Origin of the sequence: Pusillimonas sp. ANT_WB101, from assembly GCF_008369125.1 — a bacterium.
Classification (GTDB): domain Bacteria; phylum Pseudomonadota; class Gammaproteobacteria; order Burkholderiales; family Burkholderiaceae_B; genus Allopusillimonas.
On the sequence record NZ_VOAY01000005.1, the window covers coordinates 261,580 to 281,860 of the forward strand.

Here is a 20,281-nt window from a genome sequence, read left to right on the forward strand (position 1 = left end):
AAAAATTCAATTATAAATACCACCGGTAACCCGTGGGATACCGGCAAGATCGGGCACACTGTCGACATCGGAAAACCCGGCATCGCGCAGCAAGCCACGCACCGCTTCTGCCTGATCCCAGCCGTGCTCTACAAACAGCGCACCGCCTTTTTTAAGCCACTTACCTGCGCCCGCACTAATTACTTTGAGCGCTGACAGGCCGTTTTTACCATCAGTAAGGGCCATGCCGGGCTCAAAACGCAAATCGCCCTGACTGAGGTGCGGATCAGACGCGTCAATATACGGCGGATTGGAAATAATAAGGTCAAAGCCATTATGCGCTGTGCCAGAAAGAGCATCGTACCAATTACCGGTCAAAAATTCGACCGAAGCACGTAAGGCCCGCGCATTGTCTTTTGCAACACGCAATGCTGCAGCACTGGCATCGGTGGCCGTAACACGAACGCCAGGGTGCTCGAGCGCCATAGAAATGGCAATGACACCGGTGCCTGTGCCCAGGTCAAGCACACGCGGGCCAGCGCTGCTACCGTCGGCTGCGGGGGAGGCATCTGCCTGCTGCCTGCGGCGACTGCCCAGCCACATCAACGCGGTTTCAACAAGAACCTCGGTTTCAGGCCGAGGGATAAGCACATCAGGTGTTACCTGAAATTCACGGCTAAGGAACTCGCGATAGCCAAGAATATAGGCCATAGGCTCGCCACGTAGCCGGCGACGCTCCAGTTCGCGATAGCGTTTTACGTGAGCGGGGTCTAGCTGATCGGTGTCATGCGCAATAAGCCATGAACGTGGCACTTGCAGCACATGCTGCCAAAGCATGCGCATTTCAAGCCGTGGCAGCCTGTCTTCCCGCAGCAAAACACGCAAGGTATCCATGGAGCTCGCCTTAATCCAGGGCCAGAGACGCCAGCAGCTCAGCCTGATGCTCGGCCAACAATGCGCCGGTAAGCTCGTCGAGATCACCTTCAATGATATTGTTGAGCTTATAAAGCGTCAGGTTGATGCGGTGGTCAGTGACACGGCCCTGTGGAAAATTGTAAGTACGGATGCGCTCAGAACGGTCGCCCGTGCCAACCAGGCTTTTGCGCTCAGCAGCTTCTTTGTCATGATGCTCTTGCTGCACCTTGTCTTTGAGCCGGGCAGCCAGCACTTGCATGGCCTTGTCTTTGTTACGGTGCTGCGAGCGGTCATCCTGACACTCTACCACCAGCCCCGTAGGCAAGTGGGTAATGCGAACCGCCGAATCTGTCTTGTTGATGTGCTGGCCACCCGCGCCACTGGCACGGAAGGTATCAATGCGAAGATCACTGCTGTTAATGACAATATCGCTTTGCGCATCGGCTTCTGGCAGCACGGCAACGGTGCAGGCCGAGGTGTGAATGCGGCCCTGAGTTTCAGTTTCAGGTACGCGTTGCACACGATGCGCACCCGACTCAAACTTAAGGCGGCCGTAAACGCCATCACCCTCGATACGGGCAATAACCTCTTTGTAACCGCCCACCTCAGCCTCATTGGCCGACATAATCTCTACACGCCAACCCTGGTGCTCAGCGTAGCGGCTATACATACGAAAGAGATCACCAGAAAACAGTGCGCTTTCATCGCCGCCTGTGCCTGCACGAATTTCAAGAAAAACGCTGCGGCTGTCATCAGGATCACGCGGAAGCAGTAAAACCTGAAGCTCTTCCTCAAGCTTTTCTATCTTGTCTTTGCCTATTTTGACTTCATCTTCGGCCATTTCCCGCATCTCGGGATCAGACATCATCTCTTGCGCGGCCTTAATATCCGCTTCGGCCGCCTCATAAGCATTGAAAACGTTGACTACAGGCTCAAGCTCGGCCCGCTCGCGAGTCATCTTGCGGTAGCGGTCCATGTCATGGGCGATTTCGGGTTCGGCAAGCAGGGCATCAACTTCGATTAACCGGTGAGCAAGCTGCTCCAACCGGTTTCGCATGGAAGGTTTCATAGAGAAGAGAGTAAATCAGTGATGTATGCGGATGCAGAATAGCATCAGCCAGGCGGCAAATGGAACAGGCTAGCGCCGCTAACGCCGGCGATCAACGCGGGGGAGCAAGCGCGGCAGCAGATTTAGCAGTTGCTTGCGTTCGTCATTTTCGGTGCGATTAAGCGCCGCCAGTGGGCCGTGCATGTATTTTTGCGTAAGGCCATGGGCCAGTTGCTCAATGACCAGCTCAGGCGCATCACCACGCGCCAGCATACGGCGGGCACGATCGAGTTCGTTTTCACGGACCTGATCGGCAGCCTGCTGAAAATCAATAATGGCCGGCACTACGGCACGTGTCTGCAGCCAATGCATAAAATGCTGAACACGTGTGTCGATAATAGCTTCGGCCTGGACAACTGCAGCCCGGCGTGCGTCAGTGCCGCTTTGCACCATGCGGCCCAGGTCATCGACCGAATAAAGGTATACGTCGGCCAGCCGACCAACTTCGGTTTCGATGTCGCGTGGCACGGCCAGGTCAACCATGACCATGGGCTTGTGGCGACGCGCACGGGTAACCCTCTCGACCATACCCAGACCGAGTATGGGCAAGGTACTGGCCGTACAGGATACGATAACGTCGTAATCGGCCAGTTTGTCAGGGATATCGGACAGCTTCATGGTTTTTGCCACGAAACGCGTGGCAAGGACTTCTGCTCTTTCGAGCGTGCGGTTGGCCACCGTCATGGACTTGGGCTGAACGGCCGCAAAATGTGTGGCACACAGCTCGATCATTTCGCCAGCGCCGATAAAAAGCACATTGGCCTGGGAAAGATCACCCAGCACACGCTCGGCCAGCTTGACCGCCGCAGCAGCCATAGACACAGACTGCGTGCCGATCGCCGTTTGAGATCGAACCTCTTTGGCGACCGAAAACGTGCGTTGAAAGAGCTGATGCAGCATGGTACCCAGCGCGCCTGCCTGCTCGGCCGCGCGCACGGCGTCTTTCATTTGCCCAAGTATCTGTGGCTCGCCCAGCACCATGGAGTCAAGCCCGCTGGCGACGCGAAAAGTATGCCGCACCGCTTCGTTTCGCCGGTACTGATACAGATGTGGCTGCAGACTGTTGGCTTCAAGGCTGTTGAAGTCAGCCAACCACGAAGGCAGGTGCTCTTGCACCTGCGGCTCGGCCGCACAGTAGATTTCAGTGCGATTACAGGTGGATAGTATGGCGGCCTCTTTGACCGACGAACCAAACGCCGACCGCAGACCGTCGAGGGCAGGCTTTAAGACGTCCATCGGAAACGACACGCGCTCCCGCACCGCTACCGGGGCAGAAACGTGATTCAGGCCGAAAGTTAATACGTCTACTGACATAAGTCTCTTGAATTAGCGCCAGGCGCACTTTGGGACACCACCCATTATAGTCCCCACAACGACTTTGCTAAACCTTTGTCGTTGTTTTGGCACGGTTTTTGCCTGCGCGAGATCAAACTTGATGCGAAAACCCGTCACTCTTTCCTACCCGCCTCAAGCACACTTTGAATTTTTCGTGTATTATTTCGCCTTTCACAGTGGCCTGGTAGCTCAGTCGGTAGAGCAGAGGATTGAAAATCCTTGTGTCGGTGGTTCGATTCCGCCCCAGGCCACCAGAAATATCAAACATCTACGCCAATTCTTCGGAGTTGGCGTTTTTGTTTTGGGGCGCGGGTACGCCGCTTTCCGGCAAGGGCGCCGCTAGGCAAGACGGATCGGCCACATCGACTCTCAATGAGCACACGCACTGACCTAATAATAAACCTCACAATCCTTCCGTCTAAACTCCGAATTTTACGGCATTAAATTCCGTTATTTACGTCGTAGCGCTCCTAGATTTACGGCCTTAAGTTCCGTAATTTACGGTGGGAACTCCACAATTTACGCTACACTTCCTCCATGAGCACGATACCCCTGTACTCGCGAGGTATTCAGTCGCGAATAGCCGAAGCCTTGCTGGACACGCCTGTAGTCCTGGTGGCTGGCCCTCGTCAAGCCGGAAAGACAACGCTTGTGCGCCAGATCGCAGAACAACGGCAACTGCAGTACGTGACGATGGATGATGAGCTGATGCGGCTATCGGCACAGCAGGATCCCGTCGGCATGATTCGCTCCCTGGATCGAGCAGTGATCGACGAAATCCAGCGCGCACCACAGTTGCTCCTGGCAATCAAGAAAAGTGTAGATGAAGACCGACGCCCCGGCCGTTTTCTGTTAACCGGCTCGGCCAACGTGATGGCACTTCCAGCCGTTGCCGACTCACTGGCAGGCCGGATGGAAACTGTATCGCTGTTACCTTTATCGCAGAGCGAAATCGAGTCGCACTCAGCAAACTGGATAGACAGTGCTTTTGCAGGGAATATTCTTTACACGACTCAACCTGCCATCGGTCGCGACCTCAACGAGCGCGTGCTGCGCGGCGGCTATCCGGAAGTGATTTCCAGAGCGACAAGCAGGCGCAGGTCGGCATGGTCACGTCAATATATCGACGCCCTCATCCAGAGAGACGTTCGGGACGTGGCAAGTATCGAAAAACTAGACCAGTTGCCACGATTCCTTCGAGCGCTGGCCCAAACAGCCGGGCAAATGTGCAACTACACGCAACTGGGTAGCCAGACAGGCCTGGATGGCAAGACAGCTTCCCGGTATGTCAGCATCTTTGAGCATATGTACCTGCTTAAGCGCGTTGACGTCTGGGCTCACAATAGACTTAGCCGGGTCGTAAAAACGCCAAAATTGCAATTCATCGATTCGGGTTTGCTGTCCACGCTGCTCGATCTGACTGCCGAAAAAATCCAGCGAGACCGCACGCGGTTCGGCAATGCATTGGAGACCTTCGTGTTCGGCGAACTACTCAAGCACACGACCACAGCCGAAGGCGACTATCGTCTGATGTATTACCGCGACGCTGACAAGTTCGAGGTTGATATCGTAATAGAGAACACCGTCGGCAATCTCGTATGCGTGGAGGTAAAGGCTGCCGCCTCCATCAGAGAGAGCGATTTGCGTGGCCTGAGAAAACTAGCCGATATCGCAGGGGATCAATTCAAACTCGGCGTGCTGCTTTACGACGGCACCAAGACCCTGCCACTTGGAGACGGGATCTGGGCCGCCCCCTTGTCTTCATTATGGGGAAGATTGGCGTAGCAAGTAGTTTGCTGGCCCCTACGGCATAAAGTACAGGCACCTTCAGCCTTCACGCCCGCCACGCCACGCCGCGCCGCCCATGCCCTTATAAAAGAAACGGCGATAAGAATAGCTTCTTATCGCCGCCCCTTGATGCCGGCCGCTTGAAAGCCAGCACGGCATCAACTCCTGCACATCTACAATCGGCTTTTACTGGCCGATTACCATCTTGCTGACAGAAGAGTTGCCCACTGCCGTAGCACTGATGGTGTTGCCGCTGATTACCGACCTTCCGGCAACCGCAGGCGCGCCCGCAACGCCAGAGATGCCCATTCCAGCGTTGCTCACCACTGCAGTGACTCTTCCGGTATTGGTCTGGCTGGAAGCTAACTGGGCACTGGCCGAAATCGCGCCTGTCGACAACGCGTTCAGGACGTTTTCTGCACTATTGCCGTAGGCCGTGCTGGACACGCGGTTACCAAGCAAGTTAGCCGTATAGCCTGCAACAGATGGCGCAGCCGCCGTCACGCCGACGGTTGGTCCGCTTGACAGGCCTGATACCGTGGCAGAGATAGCACCCCGGTTGACCTGCGTACTGGAGCTGGACAAATTGCCGTTCAGTACGCCGGCTCCGCCCGTAGCGTTCAGGGCATTGCCGGCATTATTGCCAAACGCCAGTGCCGATACCTTATTGGAACCCACTGTTGCTGTCCCTTCCAGTGAACCGCCGGCGCCAACGCCAACTAGCCCAGTCAGCGAGGTGCTTGCAGTTACGCCGGAGAACGCAGTTTGGCTATTGCTGATATTCGCGTTGGCTTTACTGCCTGTGCCCGAAACGATAGCCAACGTGTTGTTTGCCAGGTTTGCAATAGCTTGGCTTTGTAATGCATTGCCGTTTACCGTGGCCTGATCACTGATAGCGCTAGTTGACAAGATGCCGACCCCGGCGCTTTCGACGGTGGCTGTTGTTGTGCCAGCGACTTCTTGGGAATTGGCCAGCGATGCGTCGCCACTGATCGACGTGCCTGCGGTCAGCGTCAACGTGTTGAACGCTTCGTTCTGGGTGCCGATAGCCTGCAGCGTATTGTCGATGACATTTGACGTGCCGTTTATCACGCCGCCGGCTTCAATACCGACACTTCCCCTGGTGGTGGAGGTCAGACTAGCGACCGATCTCTGGCTATTGTATAGAGTTGCATCTGAAGCAGCCGCCAGATCCAGGCTTGTGCCTGCCGTCAACGCTGCGGTGTTCTGCACCGAGTTGCTGACTGCCACGGACTGCAGGGTATTGCCCAGGACATCGGCGGAGCCACCGACTGAGCCCAGTGCCACGATGCCGAGATTAGCGGCACTCAAAGGCGCAGCACCACCCACTGTCGAAGCAATCGTGCCGCTGGTATTCTGGTTGCTGTTCAGCAGACTACCTCCTCCCCCAGTCGACAAGGTAGTTCCGGCTGTATTGCTGTAGTCGTTGACAGCCTGATTCTGTCTGGCCGAAGCGCGTAGGGTGTTGCCGCTTACTGTGGCCACTCCAGTGATGCCGGCTGTCCTCATGCTAATGCCGACGCTAGGTGTTTTAACTGCGACGGCTGTAACTCCATACGCTTGCTGGATGGACTGGATGGACCCCCGACCGCTAGTCGTCGTCCCTGCGGCAAGCGCCAGGGTATTGACTGCGTCGTTACGGGTGCCTGTCGCCTGTAGCGTATTGCCGATGACATTGGCCTTGTCCTGCAGTTCGGCGCTGACATCGATACCCACCTTTCCTGTGGTGGTCGACGTCAGAGAGGACAGCCTCGACATCTGGTCATTGATCAAAGTCGATGCAGTAGCTGCTACGGCATTCAGGGACGTGCCCGCTGTCAATGCAACCGTATTGGCTGCCGAGTTGGCGACAGCCTGGGACGTCAATGTGTTGCCCAGCACGTCGCCTGCACCTGTTGCCCCAATGCCCAGCACTGTCGCGGTATTGCCCGCTGTGGAGGTGGTCGCCCCGGTGGAGACCTGGGTGTTGCTTAAAAGAGAGGATCCCGGCGGGGTTGTTAAGCCCATGGTCAGGGCGCCTGCTACGGTGTTGCTTGAGATGTTCGTGGCTTCGTTGTTGCTGGCCGACGCGCTGAGGGTGTTGCCGCTAAGCGTCAGGGCAGAACCCGGGATCGCGGTGTTGACTTTGCCGATTGCCAGCATACTTCCCGTTGTGATGGCAAGGGCATCGCTTTCACTGTTTTGCTCGTTATTGATTCGAGCCGTATAGTCTCCTGAGCCGGCGGTAGCCACCGTGCCGTTGGTGGCTACATTGACCTTGGCGCTGCTGCTGATGATGTTGTCAGCAATCAAACCGTTAGCGGAAGTGGCACCAGCCAGATTAGCCTGAATGGCGCCATTGGTCGTTGCGGTAACCGTACTGGCCCCGTCGCTGTACTGGCTATTATTTGTAAGAAATGCGGCTGTACCCGCTGTTGATGCGACGCTCGCATCGGCTTGCACCAGTGTCAGATTGGCGGCTGTGCTGCCCACTGCCGACGAGCCGATGCTGTTGCCGCTGATGGCTACCGGGCCCGTATGCGCGATTGCCCCACCGCCCGCGCCTACAACACTTATGGCGGTGTCATTGGTTGCTGCCACGGCAGTGCCTGTATTAGCTTGCGCATTGGCGATGGTGCCGCTGGCCTCATCAAGGTTGCCCGCGTTGAGCGACAGCGTATTGGCTACTGTATTTCCGTTGGCAGACGCCAACGAGTTATTGTTGCTCAGCGTAATCGCACCAGCCCCGCCCTTTCCGGCGACAGTAATATTACTGGTGGTAATCGAGGACGCAAGATTGGCGCCCTGGTTGCCCTGGGCACTCGCGATTCCGACGGTAGCACCGGTGGTGGACGCGGACAACGTGGTTGTTCCGGCACTGGCACCCGCTGAGGGGCTACCTGCGGCTGAGCCGGTTACACCAGTGGCCACATCCAGCGCCAGGCTGTTAACGGCGCTATTGCCGTCTGATGTTGCGTTGAAATTTTGTTTCGATACCGTGACATCGCCGTTGATGGCGTTGGTGCCAGTGCTTACCGTTACACCGCTGCCCGTGATGCTGGCGGTCGGTGCCGCAGTGCCAGAGCCGTCGGTATTATTTTGAAGGTTGGCAATGGCAAGGCTGCCATCAAATGCCATGCCAGTGCCCGTAGATTGGCTGCTGGCGTCATTAGCGCTATACGTGGCAACAGCTTGATTGCCCGCAAGGGTGATGGTCGATCCTGCAGCAAGGTTACCTGCGTCAGTGCTTGTTGCATCGACGTTTAATGAGGCGCCAGTAATCGCTGCGCCGGAACCGGTCCTGCCGCCCGCATTGGTTGCCTGTTGATAATTAGTAATCATGCCGTTGGCAGTGACGTCAATTTTCGGCAACGGTGTTGCTGCCTCGCGATTAACGCTCGCGCTGCCTGCTACAGCGGTGTCAAAGCCCTGCAGATTGGTTTGGGTAATCGATGCGTTTGCTTGATTAACCGACGTGGCGGCGTTTGCAGTATTGTTATTTAGTGTTGCTTCGTTAACTGGCGCCGAGAACACGACATTGACCAGTGGTGATCCGGAAATGGTGGTGGATACTAAACCTGTGGTGCCTACTGCTGCCTGGGCCGAGTTGATGGAAAAATCGGCAGACGTATCAAACGTATTGCTGGTGGCCGTGCTGGTGGATGTGTTGCTGGTGGCTACTGCGGATACTACGTTGCCAGGCGCGACAATTGTCGAGCTTCCTGAATTCTGGTCTGAAAACCCCGAACCCACAACCGTGCCCGTTGTGGATCCGCCTCTAAATTGCGACGTATTGATTGATTGCGACCCGGTTGCTGCAATGTTCAGACTAGCAGCGTCTACGATCGTTGGCGCAACTGTAAGCGTCGTGTTTGCACCAACGGCGACATTAACCAGGCCCATAATCAGGGCGAGTCCAGATGCACTGGCGGTGGAGCGCGCCAAGCGCGCGCGACTGGAAAATTTAGGCTGTTTCTTCATGTTAATCTCCATGAGGTTCTTCGTTTTTGGCTGCGGCGGTCCCGTCAAGTCATGCCGAAGCCAATTCAGTTAACTACTGCAGGCGTATAGAACCTTTCGACGGCGCCCTTGCGATACAGCCAGGCTGTACCGCAAGGGGCGGCGGTCGGCAGTTGTTTTGCCATATTTTTTATCTCTTTGCTGCGTATTACTGTTTGCCTGGGTTAAATCGGCGCGCACATACCCCCCTCCTTATTGTTTGATAAGCGCCGAACCTTTACGGCGTAATGCTAACCACTGCGAAAATCTGGTATCCCGCGCCGTCGCGCCGTATGGATGTGTCGGTTGCAGCGGGTTCCCATGTGGTCCGTACGCGCGATGGGTGTACACCGCGCACCGCCAGCGCATCGCGCAGGTTACGGACGCGCTGGCCAGTTAACTCCTGACGCTTGATTGGAGACCAGCTTTCAGTGTCCCGCGCAATAATCTGCACCTCGACCGTTTTATGTGCGGCGGCATCAGCTACGATGCGCTCAATGACCGAGCCCGACTGCTGGCTGATGCTCGGGTCGCCAAACTCATACGCGATTTGGTAGTTAGTGCCACCCAGGGCAGGGCCGGCATTTGTCGCTTTGCCCATAGGTGCGGGTGGGGCAGCAGGAGGCGCGATCGGACTCGCTTGAGGTGTTGCTGGTGGGGTTGCCGGCTTGCTCCCAACCCCTGGTTTCCCCGCTTCCAACGCTTTGTCCAGACAGCCCTGCGGGTCGACCTGGGTAACTGCTCCGATCAAGTCCAGCACACCTTGCTCCAGGGCGATACGAACACCCAGTTGCAGTGGCTCCATATTCTTCGCGCCCAAATTGATATCGAACAGATTGCTGCCGAAAAAACGGAAGGTATCGAAGCCGACTTCAAAGCCGACGATTTGTTTTTGCAGACTGACCGTATCGACCACGGTCAAGGTTTGCGTGTCGATGATGCGCAAGTCGACGCCGATGCTCATAGTAAATGTGCGCGCCTTGGGACCAACGCCGCCAATAAGAACCTGGCCACCGCCCGACTGAATGTTGTAGTTCAGCTCGGTAATGCCGCCAACGATGTAATAGTTGGAACGCAAAATAGTGCCACCAAAGTACGGTACCCAGGGAACCGACTCCTGCCCTTGCGGGGTCTGTAATGCATGGGTACCGCCATCGCCCAGCTGGCGTCTGTCTATATAAGCCAGTTCGAGCTCGGCGATACGGGTATCGAAGCGTTCCTGCAGTCGAATAGCCCCACCCATTTTGCCCAGTGCCGAATACACCATCAGGGCTCCGCCCTGCGTAATGGCGCTGCCGTCATTCTGGCTGTATTTGCCGGTATAGTCCTTGACGTCACCCACGGCGATGGAAAGGCGTGGCCTTCTTTGGGTCACGATTTCATTGGCCAGACACGTGAACGCACCATCAATGGGCGTGCGGTTGTTGCGAACTGAAGACCCCATCAAGACCGGCGCTTCATCGGGGGCCATTTTTTCCATGGTCATCATGGGCGCACAGCCCGTCAGGGTAAGTATCGCAAGCAAGCTGCAGGCAGTCATCCAACGCCGGAAGGTTCCGATGAGACCACGGCTGAAGGAAGAAGTTTTGCAGTTGACGGCAGGATTCATTGTGCTCATGCTTGTAATAGATGTAACTGACGCTGGGGATCTGGGTCGCATTTTCATGTGAACCTAGTTCAAGGCGACGCCGCCGGAACCAAAAGCGCATCCCGTGCTTCCCGATAGCGATGCCGTCTGGGATCCCGTGTTAGTTTGATTGACGTTCAATGCTTGTGAGCTTGTGCCACTGCCGGCGTGTATTTGCCCAGAGCTGGCATCACTGGGCGAACCTTTCACGCCAGCCGATACCGCACCTGTATTGGACTGATCCGTGCTGGCCCCGGCTGAACCGGGGCCGAAACTATCCATTGCACCTGTGCTGCTGGTGTTTCCGGTCGACGTCAGGTAATTGCCGCTGGTGTTGGTGGTAACTGGCGACGATACTGTTGAGCCTTGCGCGCTGTCAGCCATCGAGCCAGTGGCGTTAGCCGTAACCCCGCAGTTGTATTGCCGCTGGATGTTGGTGGTGTTGGTGATATAGTTGGTGGTCTGGAAGGAGTCGTAGTAGCCACCCTTCTTCCTTTCCATAATATCCAGCACACCCGCTTTGTTGGCCTTATCGGCCGAAGACTCGAACTGCCAGGGCAAACCTTCGAAGGCCCATACCTGTGCATGGACAACAGGTGCCGCTGCCGCGCACAGCAGGCCCAGACAACTTAAAACCAGAGACGACAGCCATACACGATGCTTATTCACTGAGGCCTGTCCTTTTGCTGCGGTGATCGAAAGTGTGAATGCTTGTTTTTTCATAATTAGGGCGTTTCACAATCCAAATTATGGATTGACAAATAAAGTTGCACTTAGAAAGCAGGATTTACCTATTGGCAGTCAATTTTTCCGGTAAAAAGACATGCATAAACGACCAACAAGTCTTGCAGGTTCGTTATGTGAATACGCATTAACGGTTACGCGGTAGCTATGCGCCCAAAAGAAAAAAGGCAGAATTTTTAGTTTTTGTCTCGAAACGTATACCGCAGTTGCAGGCCAGGCGATTAATAGGGGTCATATGAATATCGCACTCTGGTTTATTTTGATAGTATTGGTTGCAAATTATATCGATGAGTTATATGTCGAAACTGAGCAAGCCTGAGCAGTATAAGAAAAAGCGAACAAAAGTAACCCGAAGTAAGTAAATTTCAACAAAAAATGATGATGAGTCGATGAACACTAAACTGCATTTAATGGACTTGTTATTGGACGCCGTCTGTGTCGTTAATGAAAAAGGTATTTTTCTTTCTGTAGACGGGGCGTGCGAACGGATCTTTGGTTACAAGGAGCACGAACTAATTGGTCGTCAGATGCTCGACTTGGTTCACGAACCAGAGCGTCAACGAACCATCGAGGCCGTCGGGCGGCTGATGCAAGGACATCTGCAATTTAATTTTCAAAACCGTTATGTACGCAAAGACGGCAGTCTGGTTCACATAATGTGGTCTGCCCGGTGGTACCCCGATCAGGGGATAAGGGTTGCAGTCGCCCGTGAGATTGCCGAACACCCGAACGAAGAAAGCAAAACCGCAACGGCCGTACCGCCAACGGCCGCAAAGCGCTGGCAGCTCTCGGGCGCCCCTCCCACGCTGACCCCGCCTGGGCAGCAGCCGATCGCGTTGTCCTCCCAAGACTATTTAGTGCTGCAGGTTTTGGCATCAGGCGCAGGGGTAGTCAGCCGCAAGAGGATAGTTGCTGCGCTCGGTCAGGACTATTTTGAATACGATCAGCGCAGGATGGATTCGCAAATGCGCCGTTTGCGCCGTAAAGTAGAGCAAAGCAGCGGCATGAAGCTGCCCGTTGCAACCCTGCGCGGCGTAGGCTACCGGTTTTACGATCCTGTGGAGGTGCTTTTGTAAGCGTGGTCTTGCAGAGCCCTCTGATTAACAAGAGGCTTCAGACGGCAGGCAAACTCTCGCGTAAAACGGAGGTTTTGTTCATAATAAAGAATTGATCACTTAAGCACACTGCGGGCCCAGGCGACGATATCGCGGGTTGCCAACGCACCCGATTTTCTGGCCAGCTCGCGGCCATTGTGAAACAGCACCATTGTCGGAATACTGCGGATACCGAATCGTGCACCAAGAGCTTGTTCAGCCTCAGTGTCGACTTTGGCTAACCTCATGTGCGGCTCAAGTTGTTGCGCTGCCGCTGCATACTGGGGCGCCATAGTTTTGCATGGCCCACACCAGGGCGCCCAGAAATCGACCACCAGTGGCAGGTCGCCCTTCAGATGTTTGTCAAAATGAGTGCCGTCTAACGCCACCGGCTGACCCTGAAACAGTGGCTGCTGGCAACGCCCGCATGTGGGCGCATCACCCATACGCAGCGCCGGCACCCGGTTCACGGCATGACAGTGTGTACATACGACATGCAAAGATTCGCTCATACGTCGGCCCTCAAGGTCTAAAGTGACTAAGAATTTCCACATATACCAACAATGATCATTCTACCTGCCTTGGTGGCGGGATCGAATTCACGGAAAACAGACTATTAATTACATTGCCTGTAGCGAGTTGCAATCGAAGCATTAAAAGTGCAAAATTAGTGCATATTTAATGCAACAAGGAATGCGTTATGGAAACCATGCTGGGACCACCAACTTTCATTGAGCGATTCCGTGAACCCAACACCCCCTACCTATCGCCAACGCTCGTAGGTGAATTCTTCGGGTTTCGCATCCAAGAACTAGCCGAGCGCGCACACGTGCATCGAAATACGCCGACTGCACGCCCCCAATCCCCCCAATTGCAGAAATACATGCAAGAAATGCTAAGGGTTTTGGCAGCAGCAAGCGAAATGACCGGGGACACTGAGCGCGCAGCATTTCTGGTTCGCAACGAACCGTTAAAAGCTTTTGGCTACAAGACAGCCGATATCCTAGTACAGGAAGGACGCGCCGATGCTGTCATTGCATACCTGGAGTCTCTAGCCAGCGGTGCGGCAGGATGATCGTCTTCGACATTGGGTTGGAGCAAGCCGCAGTTTTCTACCGTGTTATTACTCCCACGTATGCGAGTACGCCGCTGTCCGGTGTGGGCGCAGCCAGACAAGGAGGTCGATTCAATCGGCCAGGACAAGAAGCGCTCTACCTATCGTCCAATGAAACCACTGCATTGGCCGAGTACCGACAGGATAACCCCTAGCTACGCCCCGGAACGATTTGCACGTTCTTCATCAGACAGTTGCGTGTGGCGGACTTGCGCGCCGGCTTTGATCCTGCGCATTGGCCATTGCTATGGGCGGATTACGCTGTTAATTGGCGAGCAGAATGGTTCGGAAATACCGTCGAGCCACCAACCTGGTATATGGCCGACGACGCGATAGAGGCCAGTTTGGACGGTATTCTTTTCCCATCACAAGCTCATCATGGCGGTACCAATCTAGTGATTTATCGCAGTTCTGAACGGCCGCCCTCAGAGCTGCAGGTATACGATCCCAACGGTGACCTGCTAAAGGTTGTGCCGTCTGTAAAGTAGCTAAGGTTTAGAAATTCTTGGCAGCGGCCACCGATTCGCTCAGTGCGCCGCCCGAGTTTGCTTCTACGATTAGGATTTTTTGTCTAGCGCCTCACACTTCTTGCTCATGTAAGGCAGAGCCCTCACTGAAGACTCACGAAAGACCAGCCAGTCGTGATTTCCATCGATAACCCGATACTCGATGTCGTCAGGTTGCACCTTGTGTAGCGTCCAGTAAAGCTTAGCGGCTGCGAGCACAATCCCGAACCGATCCTGATCCCCTGATTCGATCCACATGGGAACAGTAGTCTTGGCGTCATAATAGGACGACAGCCTTGCAGGATAGAGCGATTTCGTCCAAGCGGCTTCGTCAAAATTACCATCCTTGGAGAATTGCGGGGTGCGCCGCGATGCGGATGTAGCTGGAGGGAATGGATCATATAGGTGGCCTCCTCATAACCATCTGGCAGGTAGACATCCATTTTTATCTCGTGCCCCAGGGTCTGCGATTCGAACGACGCCTGAGCAATCTCACTTGCTTAGGACGGGGCTGCCAATAGCAGGGATGCGGCAGTCGCCGTCATCAGTTTTAAAACTGGTTTCATGTCTTCCTCTCAGGATTTTTCGGTGTGACTCTATAGATCAATACCGTTTTGGGGCTTTATTATTGCACCGGCAAACCGGCCACTGTTAAACAATTCGCTGCCCCCTCCCAAACGGAAGAAAACGCAGTAAACCTATTTATTAGCGGCACTCACTTGCAACGTAACCGTGTCCCTGTACACGGCGTCAACCTGATTACCAACCTTGATGTCTTTTAATTGAGCCGGATCCTCGACCACCATCTTGACCGTATGCTCCGCCCCTCGTAACGTAACTGTCTGGGTCTTAAGATTAACCTCAACGACGTCAGCGACCATATGAATGGTTCTCTCAATAACGCCTCCAGGCATCTGACCTGGCTCGGCACGCATTGTCTGCTCAGACTCATCACGTTCGCGAATACCCGTGTTTTTGACTTTACTGAGTTTTAACGCAACGGCCTGTGTAAAAGTTAGCGTTACCAGGTCACCAACCCGAATCTGATCAAAATTCCTGGCCTCCTCGCCTACGTGGAAAACCACATCATTGCCCTGTGGCCCAACCACAACGACAACGCGCTCCTTTTTGTCGACTGATTTAATGTTGCCTTGAAATTGAACAGCGTGCCCCACCACGGCCTCACCTGGCGCAGTTGCCTCGACAGTAACGCCTTGAGGGGCGTTTTGCGCATAGGCACCAAGGGGAGCAGCCAGCACTGCTGCAGCAACAAGAATAGAAAGACGGCTCGGTTTCATTTGATTACCCATGACCCAAAGAGAGAATAAAGCGATCTGGCGCTTGCTTCCACCAGGAGACAAAACCTAGTCGTGCGTTGCACTCCCACAACCCGCATTGAGCACAAAGGCGCGATCAACTGCAGCCGCGTGGCTCTCGCGAGCAAATTCATAACCTTCCCGACGGTATAGGCAGAATTGGTTTATTTACGAATTTAACCACCGGCGGCCATCGTATGAAATTGTCCTTAGGGGCAAAAAAGGCGGGTACGTGTCGTACGCAACCGAACGCCTACAGACCGGGCGTGCATCAGTCCAGATAAAGCGCTCCACAAGGCACTAGCCACCACAAGACTTGTTAAATAAAAAAGCCGAACATTATTGCTGGCAGGCGTCACCCTGTGAATAGCTCCCGATCTAATCCCCCCATAATCATTCACCTCCCAATACCCTATTGTTAAATCAAATATGGAAGCGTACTTTTAAATTGGAGACATATCTACGAACCGATGTAAAAGGAGAGTAGCGTGAATTATCGAAATGAAGGAAATATTGACCGCCGTACCTTTCTGAAAACAATCAGTGCCGCCGGAGGAGCGGTGGGTTTAAGTAGCGTTGCGGGTTTTACTTCGTTGGCACACGCAGCGCAAGCGCAGACTGCGGTCACACCAACTGCCGCAGCCCCCACTGGCGCAACAATTATTCATGGCAAAAGCGCTGAGATGATTGTGCACAACGGCAAACTCGGGGTGATGGAAACACCTCTCAATTTGCTACGCGAGCATCGATCCACGCCTGTGGATCTGATCTACAGTCGAAATCACTTTCCTATCGACGGGGCAGGTTCATGGATAGCCACAACCGATCCGGCAAGCCATGAAACCATCCAAAACTGGACCATTCTGGTGTCGGGCTTGGTGCAACGACCAAAAACGATCAAGGTCGCCGATCTGGAACAAATGGATCATGTAAAGCGCGTGGCAGTTATGCAGTGTGCCGGCAATGGTCGCTCATATTATTGGGACAAGGCAAAAACGCCTGGTTCAGGCTGGAAGCACGGCGGAATGGCCAACTTAACCTGGGAAGGCGTGCCTCTTAAGGCACTGCTCAAGAGTCTTGACCTTAGCCCGGCGGCCAGCGTTAAGTTCCTGACCGCCAATGGCAAGGACGAGCCCCCGGTTCCTGGTGGTGCTGACATGATCAAAAGTTTCCATCTGGAGGCACCACAAATGGACGACGCCATTCTGGCGGTTCGCCTGAATGGCAAGCCGATTCCCTCCATACACGGCGGGCCTGTACGCTTGATCATTCCTGGCTATTACGGGAATATGAATGTGAAGTGGCTCACCGACCTGCTACTCATGGACGAGCCCACCCCTAGCGCCATCATGCAGAAAACATATCGCATGCCGATTATGCCGGTGGAACCGGGCAAATTCACGACGCAAGACCTAACCCGTGAAAACAGTACACCCACGTACGGCTTCGCCATTATGAGTGTGGTCTTCGCACCCCTTTCCGGGCAAACGGCAAAAGCGGGCGACGTGGAGTTAAAGGGGGTCGCGTGGAACGATGGGCTGGCGTCTCTGGACGACATTCGCGTATCACTGGACCAGGGCAAAACGTGGCAAACCACCGACATCGATAACTCTGACGGCCCGTATGCATGGCATTACTGGAACACACACGTAAAGCTCGAACCGGGCAAGTATGAGGTTTGGGTGCGCGCTACCGACGCGTGGGGCCGCACGCAACCAATGAGCGGGCTTAGTACGTGGAACCCAGGTGGCTGGGACTGGCATGGGATCGACCGGGTACCTTTCGAGGTGGCGTAATGATGGCGCTGGCCTTTAGTCGCTTGTTGCCAGCGGCGGTACTGTTAGCAGCCAGTGCCACCGCTGCGGGTGCCGGGATCCGAATACCCAATGGGCCCGGATCCAATATTGTTTACTCCAAATGCCAGGCTTGTCACGATCTGCAGTACGTCAATGATGCCAAGGGGCTGCTTCCGACTCAATGGGAAGCGGTCGTTGCCAGCATGAAAGACTATGGGCTAGAGCTTAGTGACCAGGACAAGAGCAAGGTACTTGAATACCTTACGACCTACATGGGCCCAAACCCGCCACCCGCCGAGGTGGCCACACCGGTCGCCAAAGTTGATGGTGCGGCTGTCTGGCAACAGAATTGCGCTGCATGTCATGGTGCTCAAGGCAAGGGGCAAGCAGGTTACTTTCCGCCGCTTGCAGGCAATTCTGATCTTTTCAAGGATCAGGCGTTTCCGGTGCTTGTCGTACTGCATGGCATCAGCGGGCCACTAACAGCTAAAGGCCAGCAGTTCAATGGCAGCATGCCGGCTCTGGATCATTTGTCAGACGCAGAGATCGCAGCCGTCGTTAATTTTATTCGTGGAGCCTGGGGAAACGAAACCGAGACATCGAAGATTAAGCCGGTTATGCCCGAACTGGTAGCCCAGAAACGCGAACAGGCTTTATCACCGACACAAGTGAACGCGCTGCGGGGGCAGTGACCGTATATTCGAGGGTTAGGCCTCGTTGACAGGCCTTCCATTTCGCGTCAATCTTGATACATTCAATACCGTTATCAATGGGGTAAAGCCTGCAATGTAACGACGTCCCCAGCATAAGAAGTAACAAAAGGACGTTGTTGGCAGCATTACGCCGATTTGATTGCCCTGTGCTGTGCCCCCTGCAAACGGTATGCACGATCAAAATAAATCCAACCTCGGCTGGGGGCACTATGAAACTCGCGTTTGACGACCCTCTCTTTGAGACGTGGCTGCAACGTCCGTTGTTAAATATTCCCGAAGGCGGTGCCGAGATCGGTGAGATCCTGGCCGTTGCCGCGCGTATCCCTGAGGGTGATCGACACGCTTGGTACCAGGCGTGGACAGACATGGCCGATTCACTTTTTGATCAGGCCGAACAATGCCAACGCTACGGCCATCTGGTCAGCGCACGACAATTGTATTTACGGGCATTTACCTACTACCGCAATTCTTATCCTCTTTTATATGGAGCCCCGGTTGATCCCAGGGTCATCAGTGGATACCAGCGTGAAACAGCGGCATTTCGTTGTGCCGCAGCACTATTCACCCCAGCGTTGCAAAGCATGGAAATCCCTTTTGAAGGCACCACATTGCCGGCATGGTTTTATTCGGCGGGGCCGGGGCCTCGCCCCCTGCTGATCTGCGTAAACGGCTACGATGAAACCCTGCACACCATGCATTTTGCCCATGCTGTGGCGGCACAAAGGCGGGGATGGAATGTGCTGACGTTTGACGGCCCTGGCCAGGGCAGGGTTTTGATGGAGCAAGGCCTGCACCTGCGTGCTGACTGGGAAAAAGTGCTTGCTGCAGTCATCGATGAAATCATCACACGGCCTGAGGTGGATAACCGCCGAATCGCATTGGTGGGATGGAGTTTTGGTGGCCTGCTTGCCGCACGTGCGGCCGCCGCCGAGCCGCGCGTTTCAGCACTTATTGTGGACCCAGGCATGTGGGATTTACTGGAAGCCATACGGGCAATGCTGCGCAAGTTTGGCGCTGATGAGCTTGCCGACGCATTACCTGACGTTACCGACGATATGTTAGCGCCGGTGATGCACGTTATTAACGACAACCACTCACTGCGCTGGTCTGTCGTTCAACGGGGCTTCTGGGCCCATGGCGTCGATACGCTCGCGCAGTATATACAAGAGGCCGCCAAGTTTACTCTGTCGGATCGCGTGAAAGACATTCAGTGCCCGGTACTGGTCACACAGGCAGAATCAGACGCTATGGGCGCGTTTGCCCCAGTCTTTCTTGATGCCTTGCGCAGCAAAAAACACCTGGTGCCTTTTACTGCCGCGGATGGCGCAGACGGGCACTGCCAGACCAATGCCCGCTCCGTCTACCATCAACGCGCCTACGATTGGCTATCCAATATATTTGACGAGGCTGTGCGGTTCGGCTAAATAGCTGCAGAGATCACAGCGCTGAAGAGCGCTCTTCGGCACAGGCCGAGGCTCGATACGATGCCAGCAACTTCCCGCTGATACACCCGACGCAGTTCGTTCGGAGTGGCTGCATATTGCGTCCGCCTGCTATCATCCTGCGCACTGTCACGACAAGAGAAGCGCATCATGAAACTGCCATGGAAAGATTCACAACACGTCTATGGCCTCATTAGCCGGCAACTGCATTGGGCAATGGCACTGCTGTTCGCCTGGCAGTTTTTTGGCATGTTCATTAAGGTGACAGTCGGGCGTTCACCGCTGACTGCGTTTCTGGTCAGCACACATCGTCCCATAGGCTTGCTGCTGCTGGGGTTGTGCCTGCTGCGTGTTTTTTGGGCGCTGGCCAATGCGAAGCGGCGGCCAGCTTATGCTGCCACCCTGGCAGGAAGACTGGCCAGGCTAGGGCACATAACGCTATATGTCTTGATGCTGCTGATTCCGGCTCTTGCACTACTGCGTCAGTTTGGCTCGGGCAAAGCATTCTCCGTGTTTGGAGTCACCATCACTGAAGAAACAGGCATAGAGATTCCATGGATGACGGCGCCGGCTGACTTATTACATGGTCTGCTTGCCTGGGGCCTGCTGGCGGTGATTGCGGGCCATGTGTTAATGGTGGTGGTGCATCGTTATCGCCTCAAGGACAACACACTCGGCCGCATGCTTGGGCCAGAGCCGCTATCACAACGTTGATAGCGTGTAACGGTTGAGATGCATAGATCAGAGTGTTGCGCGCACGCCCCGGCAGCAAACCCCGCACGCGGGGCTTTACTGCTTTTGAGAC

General features: G+C 54.8%; 16 protein-coding genes, 1 tRNA gene and 1 pseudogene. 9 read left to right on the top strand and 9 right to left on the bottom strand.

The features are described from left to right. Positions 1–6: 6 nt before the first annotated feature. The 3 genes from prmC to hemA all read right to left on the bottom strand — a co-directional run bounded on the left by prmC (position 7) and on the right by hemA (position 3,316). Positions 7–873 carry a peptide chain release factor N(5)-glutamine methyltransferase gene (gene prmC, locus FQ179_RS19760; RefSeq protein ID WP_149399021.1) on the bottom strand — a complete coding sequence of 289 codons (867 nt, stop codon included), beginning with the start codon at positions 871–873 and terminating at the stop codon, positions 7–9. 10 nt (positions 874–883) lie between these two features. Further along, the gene (gene prfA, locus FQ179_RS19765) at positions 884–1,963 is read right to left on the bottom strand and encodes a peptide chain release factor 1 (protein WP_149399022.1); all 1,080 of its coding nucleotides are present in this window, start codon (positions 1,961–1,963) and stop codon (positions 884–886) included. A 78-nt stretch (positions 1,964–2,041) separates the two neighbouring features. Beyond that, entirely contained in the window at positions 2,042–3,316 is a 1,275-nt protein-coding gene (hemA, locus tag FQ179_RS19770) for a glutamyl-tRNA reductase (RefSeq protein ID WP_149399023.1), read from the bottom strand. A gap of 199 nt (positions 3,317–3,515) precedes the next feature. Here hemA and FQ179_RS19775 point away from each other — a divergent pair. Next, positions 3,516–3,591: transfer RNA gene (locus FQ179_RS19775), tRNA-Phe, on the top strand. Between the two features lie 283 nt (positions 3,592–3,874). Further along, a complete protein-coding gene (locus FQ179_RS19780; RefSeq protein ID WP_149399024.1) occupies positions 3,875–5,122 on the top strand; it encodes an ATP-binding protein in 1,248 nt (415 codons plus the stop codon). Between the two features lie 189 nt (positions 5,123–5,311). Here FQ179_RS19780 and FQ179_RS19785 read toward each other — a convergent pair whose 3' ends face one another. The 3 genes from FQ179_RS19785 to FQ179_RS19795 all read right to left on the bottom strand — a co-directional run bounded on the left by FQ179_RS19785 (position 5,312) and on the right by FQ179_RS19795 (position 11,420). Next, complete coding sequence (locus tag FQ179_RS19785) at positions 5,312–9,106, bottom strand: S-layer family protein (protein ID WP_149399025.1); 3,795 nt, start codon at positions 9,104–9,106, stop codon at positions 5,312–5,314. A gap of 256 nt (positions 9,107–9,362) precedes the next feature. Next, positions 9,363–10,742: a CsgG/HfaB family protein gene (locus FQ179_RS19790; RefSeq protein ID WP_223146304.1), complete on the bottom strand. Its 1,380-nt coding sequence runs from the start codon at positions 10,740–10,742 to the stop codon at positions 9,363–9,365. Positions 10,743–10,796: 54 nt separating this feature from the next. After that, complete coding sequence (locus tag FQ179_RS19795) at positions 10,797–11,420, bottom strand: hypothetical protein (protein WP_149399026.1); 624 nt, start codon at positions 11,418–11,420, stop codon at positions 10,797–10,799. A gap of 464 nt (positions 11,421–11,884) precedes the next feature. On the opposite strand from FQ179_RS19795, the gene FQ179_RS19800 reads away from it, so the two are divergent. After that, positions 11,885–12,571 carry a PAS domain S-box protein gene (locus FQ179_RS19800; protein ID WP_149399028.1) on the top strand — a complete coding sequence of 229 codons (687 nt, stop codon included), beginning with the start codon at positions 11,885–11,887 and terminating at the stop codon, positions 12,569–12,571. Positions 12,572–12,666: 95 nt separating this feature from the next. Here FQ179_RS19800 and trxC read toward each other — a convergent pair whose 3' ends face one another. Next, positions 12,667–13,101, bottom strand: coding sequence for a thioredoxin TrxC (trxC, locus tag FQ179_RS19805; RefSeq protein WP_149399030.1), 435 nt, complete (start codon positions 13,099–13,101; stop codon positions 12,667–12,669). Between the two features lie 188 nt (positions 13,102–13,289). Between trxC and FQ179_RS19810 the strand changes: the two genes are divergently transcribed. Then, positions 13,290–13,664: an antitoxin Xre/MbcA/ParS toxin-binding domain-containing protein gene (locus tag FQ179_RS19810; RefSeq protein ID WP_255475078.1), complete on the top strand. Its 375-nt coding sequence runs from the start codon at positions 13,290–13,292 to the stop codon at positions 13,662–13,664. After that, positions 13,661–14,191 (top strand): annotated as a pseudogene (locus tag FQ179_RS19815) (RES family NAD+ phosphorylase). Before FQ179_RS19810 ends, FQ179_RS19815 begins: the two are co-directional and overlap by 4 nt. A 69-nt stretch (positions 14,192–14,260) precedes the next feature. On the opposite strand, the gene FQ179_RS19820 reads toward FQ179_RS19815, so the two are convergent. Further along, positions 14,261–14,467: a hypothetical protein gene (locus tag FQ179_RS19820; protein ID WP_149399032.1), complete on the bottom strand. Its 207-nt coding sequence runs from the start codon at positions 14,465–14,467 to the stop codon at positions 14,261–14,263. Between the two features lie 440 nt (positions 14,468–14,907). Continuing rightward, positions 14,908–15,507: a hypothetical protein gene (locus FQ179_RS19825; protein WP_149399034.1), complete on the bottom strand. Its 600-nt coding sequence runs from the start codon at positions 15,505–15,507 to the stop codon at positions 14,908–14,910. Between the two features lie 506 nt (positions 15,508–16,013). Here FQ179_RS19825 and FQ179_RS19830 point away from each other — a divergent pair. The 4 genes from FQ179_RS19830 (at position 16,014) to FQ179_RS19845 (ending at position 20,190) form a co-directional block, all read left to right on the top strand. Further along, positions 16,014–17,321 (top strand): molybdopterin-dependent oxidoreductase, encoded by a 1,308-nt coding sequence (locus FQ179_RS19830; protein ID WP_149399036.1) that lies wholly within the window; start codon positions 16,014–16,016, stop codon positions 17,319–17,321. After that, positions 17,321–18,013: a c-type cytochrome gene (locus tag FQ179_RS19835; protein WP_149399037.1), complete on the top strand. Its 693-nt coding sequence runs from the start codon at positions 17,321–17,323 to the stop codon at positions 18,011–18,013. Before FQ179_RS19830 ends, FQ179_RS19835 begins: the two co-directional genes overlap by 1 nt. Before the next feature lie 230 nt (positions 18,014–18,243). Further along, a complete protein-coding gene (locus FQ179_RS19840) occupies positions 18,244–19,458 on the top strand; it encodes a S9 family peptidase (RefSeq protein ID WP_149399039.1) in 1,215 nt (404 codons plus the stop codon). A 168-nt stretch (positions 19,459–19,626) separates the two neighbouring features. After that, on the top strand, positions 19,627–20,190 hold the full coding sequence (locus tag FQ179_RS19845) for a cytochrome b (RefSeq protein WP_149399041.1): 564 nt from the start codon (positions 19,627–19,629) through the stop codon (positions 20,188–20,190). The last annotated feature ends 91 nt before the right edge of the window (positions 20,191–20,281 follow it).

Bases quoted from the DNA above. Each gene is read 5' to 3' on its own strand.
- hemA (WP_149399023.1), bottom strand. From the start codon at position 3,316: ATGTCAGTAGACGTATTAACTTTCGGCCTGAATCACGTTTCTGCCCCG.
- FQ179_RS19825 (WP_149399034.1), bottom strand. From the start codon at position 15,507: ATGAAACCGAGCCGTCTTTCTATTCTTGTTGCTGCAGCAGTGCTGGCT.
- FQ179_RS19810 (WP_255475078.1), top strand. From the start codon at position 13,290: ATGGAAACCATGCTGGGACCACCAACTTTCATTGAGCGATTCCGTGAA.
- FQ179_RS19800 (WP_149399028.1), top strand. From the start codon at position 11,885: ATGAACACTAAACTGCATTTAATGGACTTGTTATTGGACGCCGTCTGT.
- FQ179_RS19790 (WP_223146304.1), bottom strand. From the start codon at position 10,742: ATGAGCACAATGAATCCTGCCGTCAACTGCAAAACTTCTTCCTTCAGC.
- prmC (WP_149399021.1), bottom strand. From the start codon at position 873: ATGGATACCTTGCGTGTTTTGCTGCGGGAAGACAGGCTGCCACGGCTT.
- FQ179_RS19785 (WP_149399025.1), bottom strand. From the start codon at position 9,106: ATGAAGAAACAGCCTAAATTTTCCAGTCGCGCGCGCTTGGCGCGCTCC.
- FQ179_RS19820 (WP_149399032.1), bottom strand. From the start codon at position 14,467: ATGTGGATCGAATCAGGGGATCAGGATCGGTTCGGGATTGTGCTCGCA.
- FQ179_RS19780 (WP_149399024.1), top strand. From the start codon at position 3,875: ATGAGCACGATACCCCTGTACTCGCGAGGTATTCAGTCGCGAATAGCC.
- trxC (WP_149399030.1), bottom strand. From the start codon at position 13,101: ATGAGCGAATCTTTGCATGTCGTATGTACACACTGTCATGCCGTGAAC.
- prfA (WP_149399022.1), bottom strand. From the start codon at position 1,963: ATGAAACCTTCCATGCGAAACCGGTTGGAGCAGCTTGCTCACCGGTTA.
- FQ179_RS19845 (WP_149399041.1), top strand. From the start codon at position 19,627: ATGAAACTGCCATGGAAAGATTCACAACACGTCTATGGCCTCATTAGC.
- FQ179_RS19835 (WP_149399037.1), top strand. From the start codon at position 17,321: ATGATGGCGCTGGCCTTTAGTCGCTTGTTGCCAGCGGCGGTACTGTTA.
- FQ179_RS19840 (WP_149399039.1), top strand. From the start codon at position 18,244: ATGAAACTCGCGTTTGACGACCCTCTCTTTGAGACGTGGCTGCAACGT.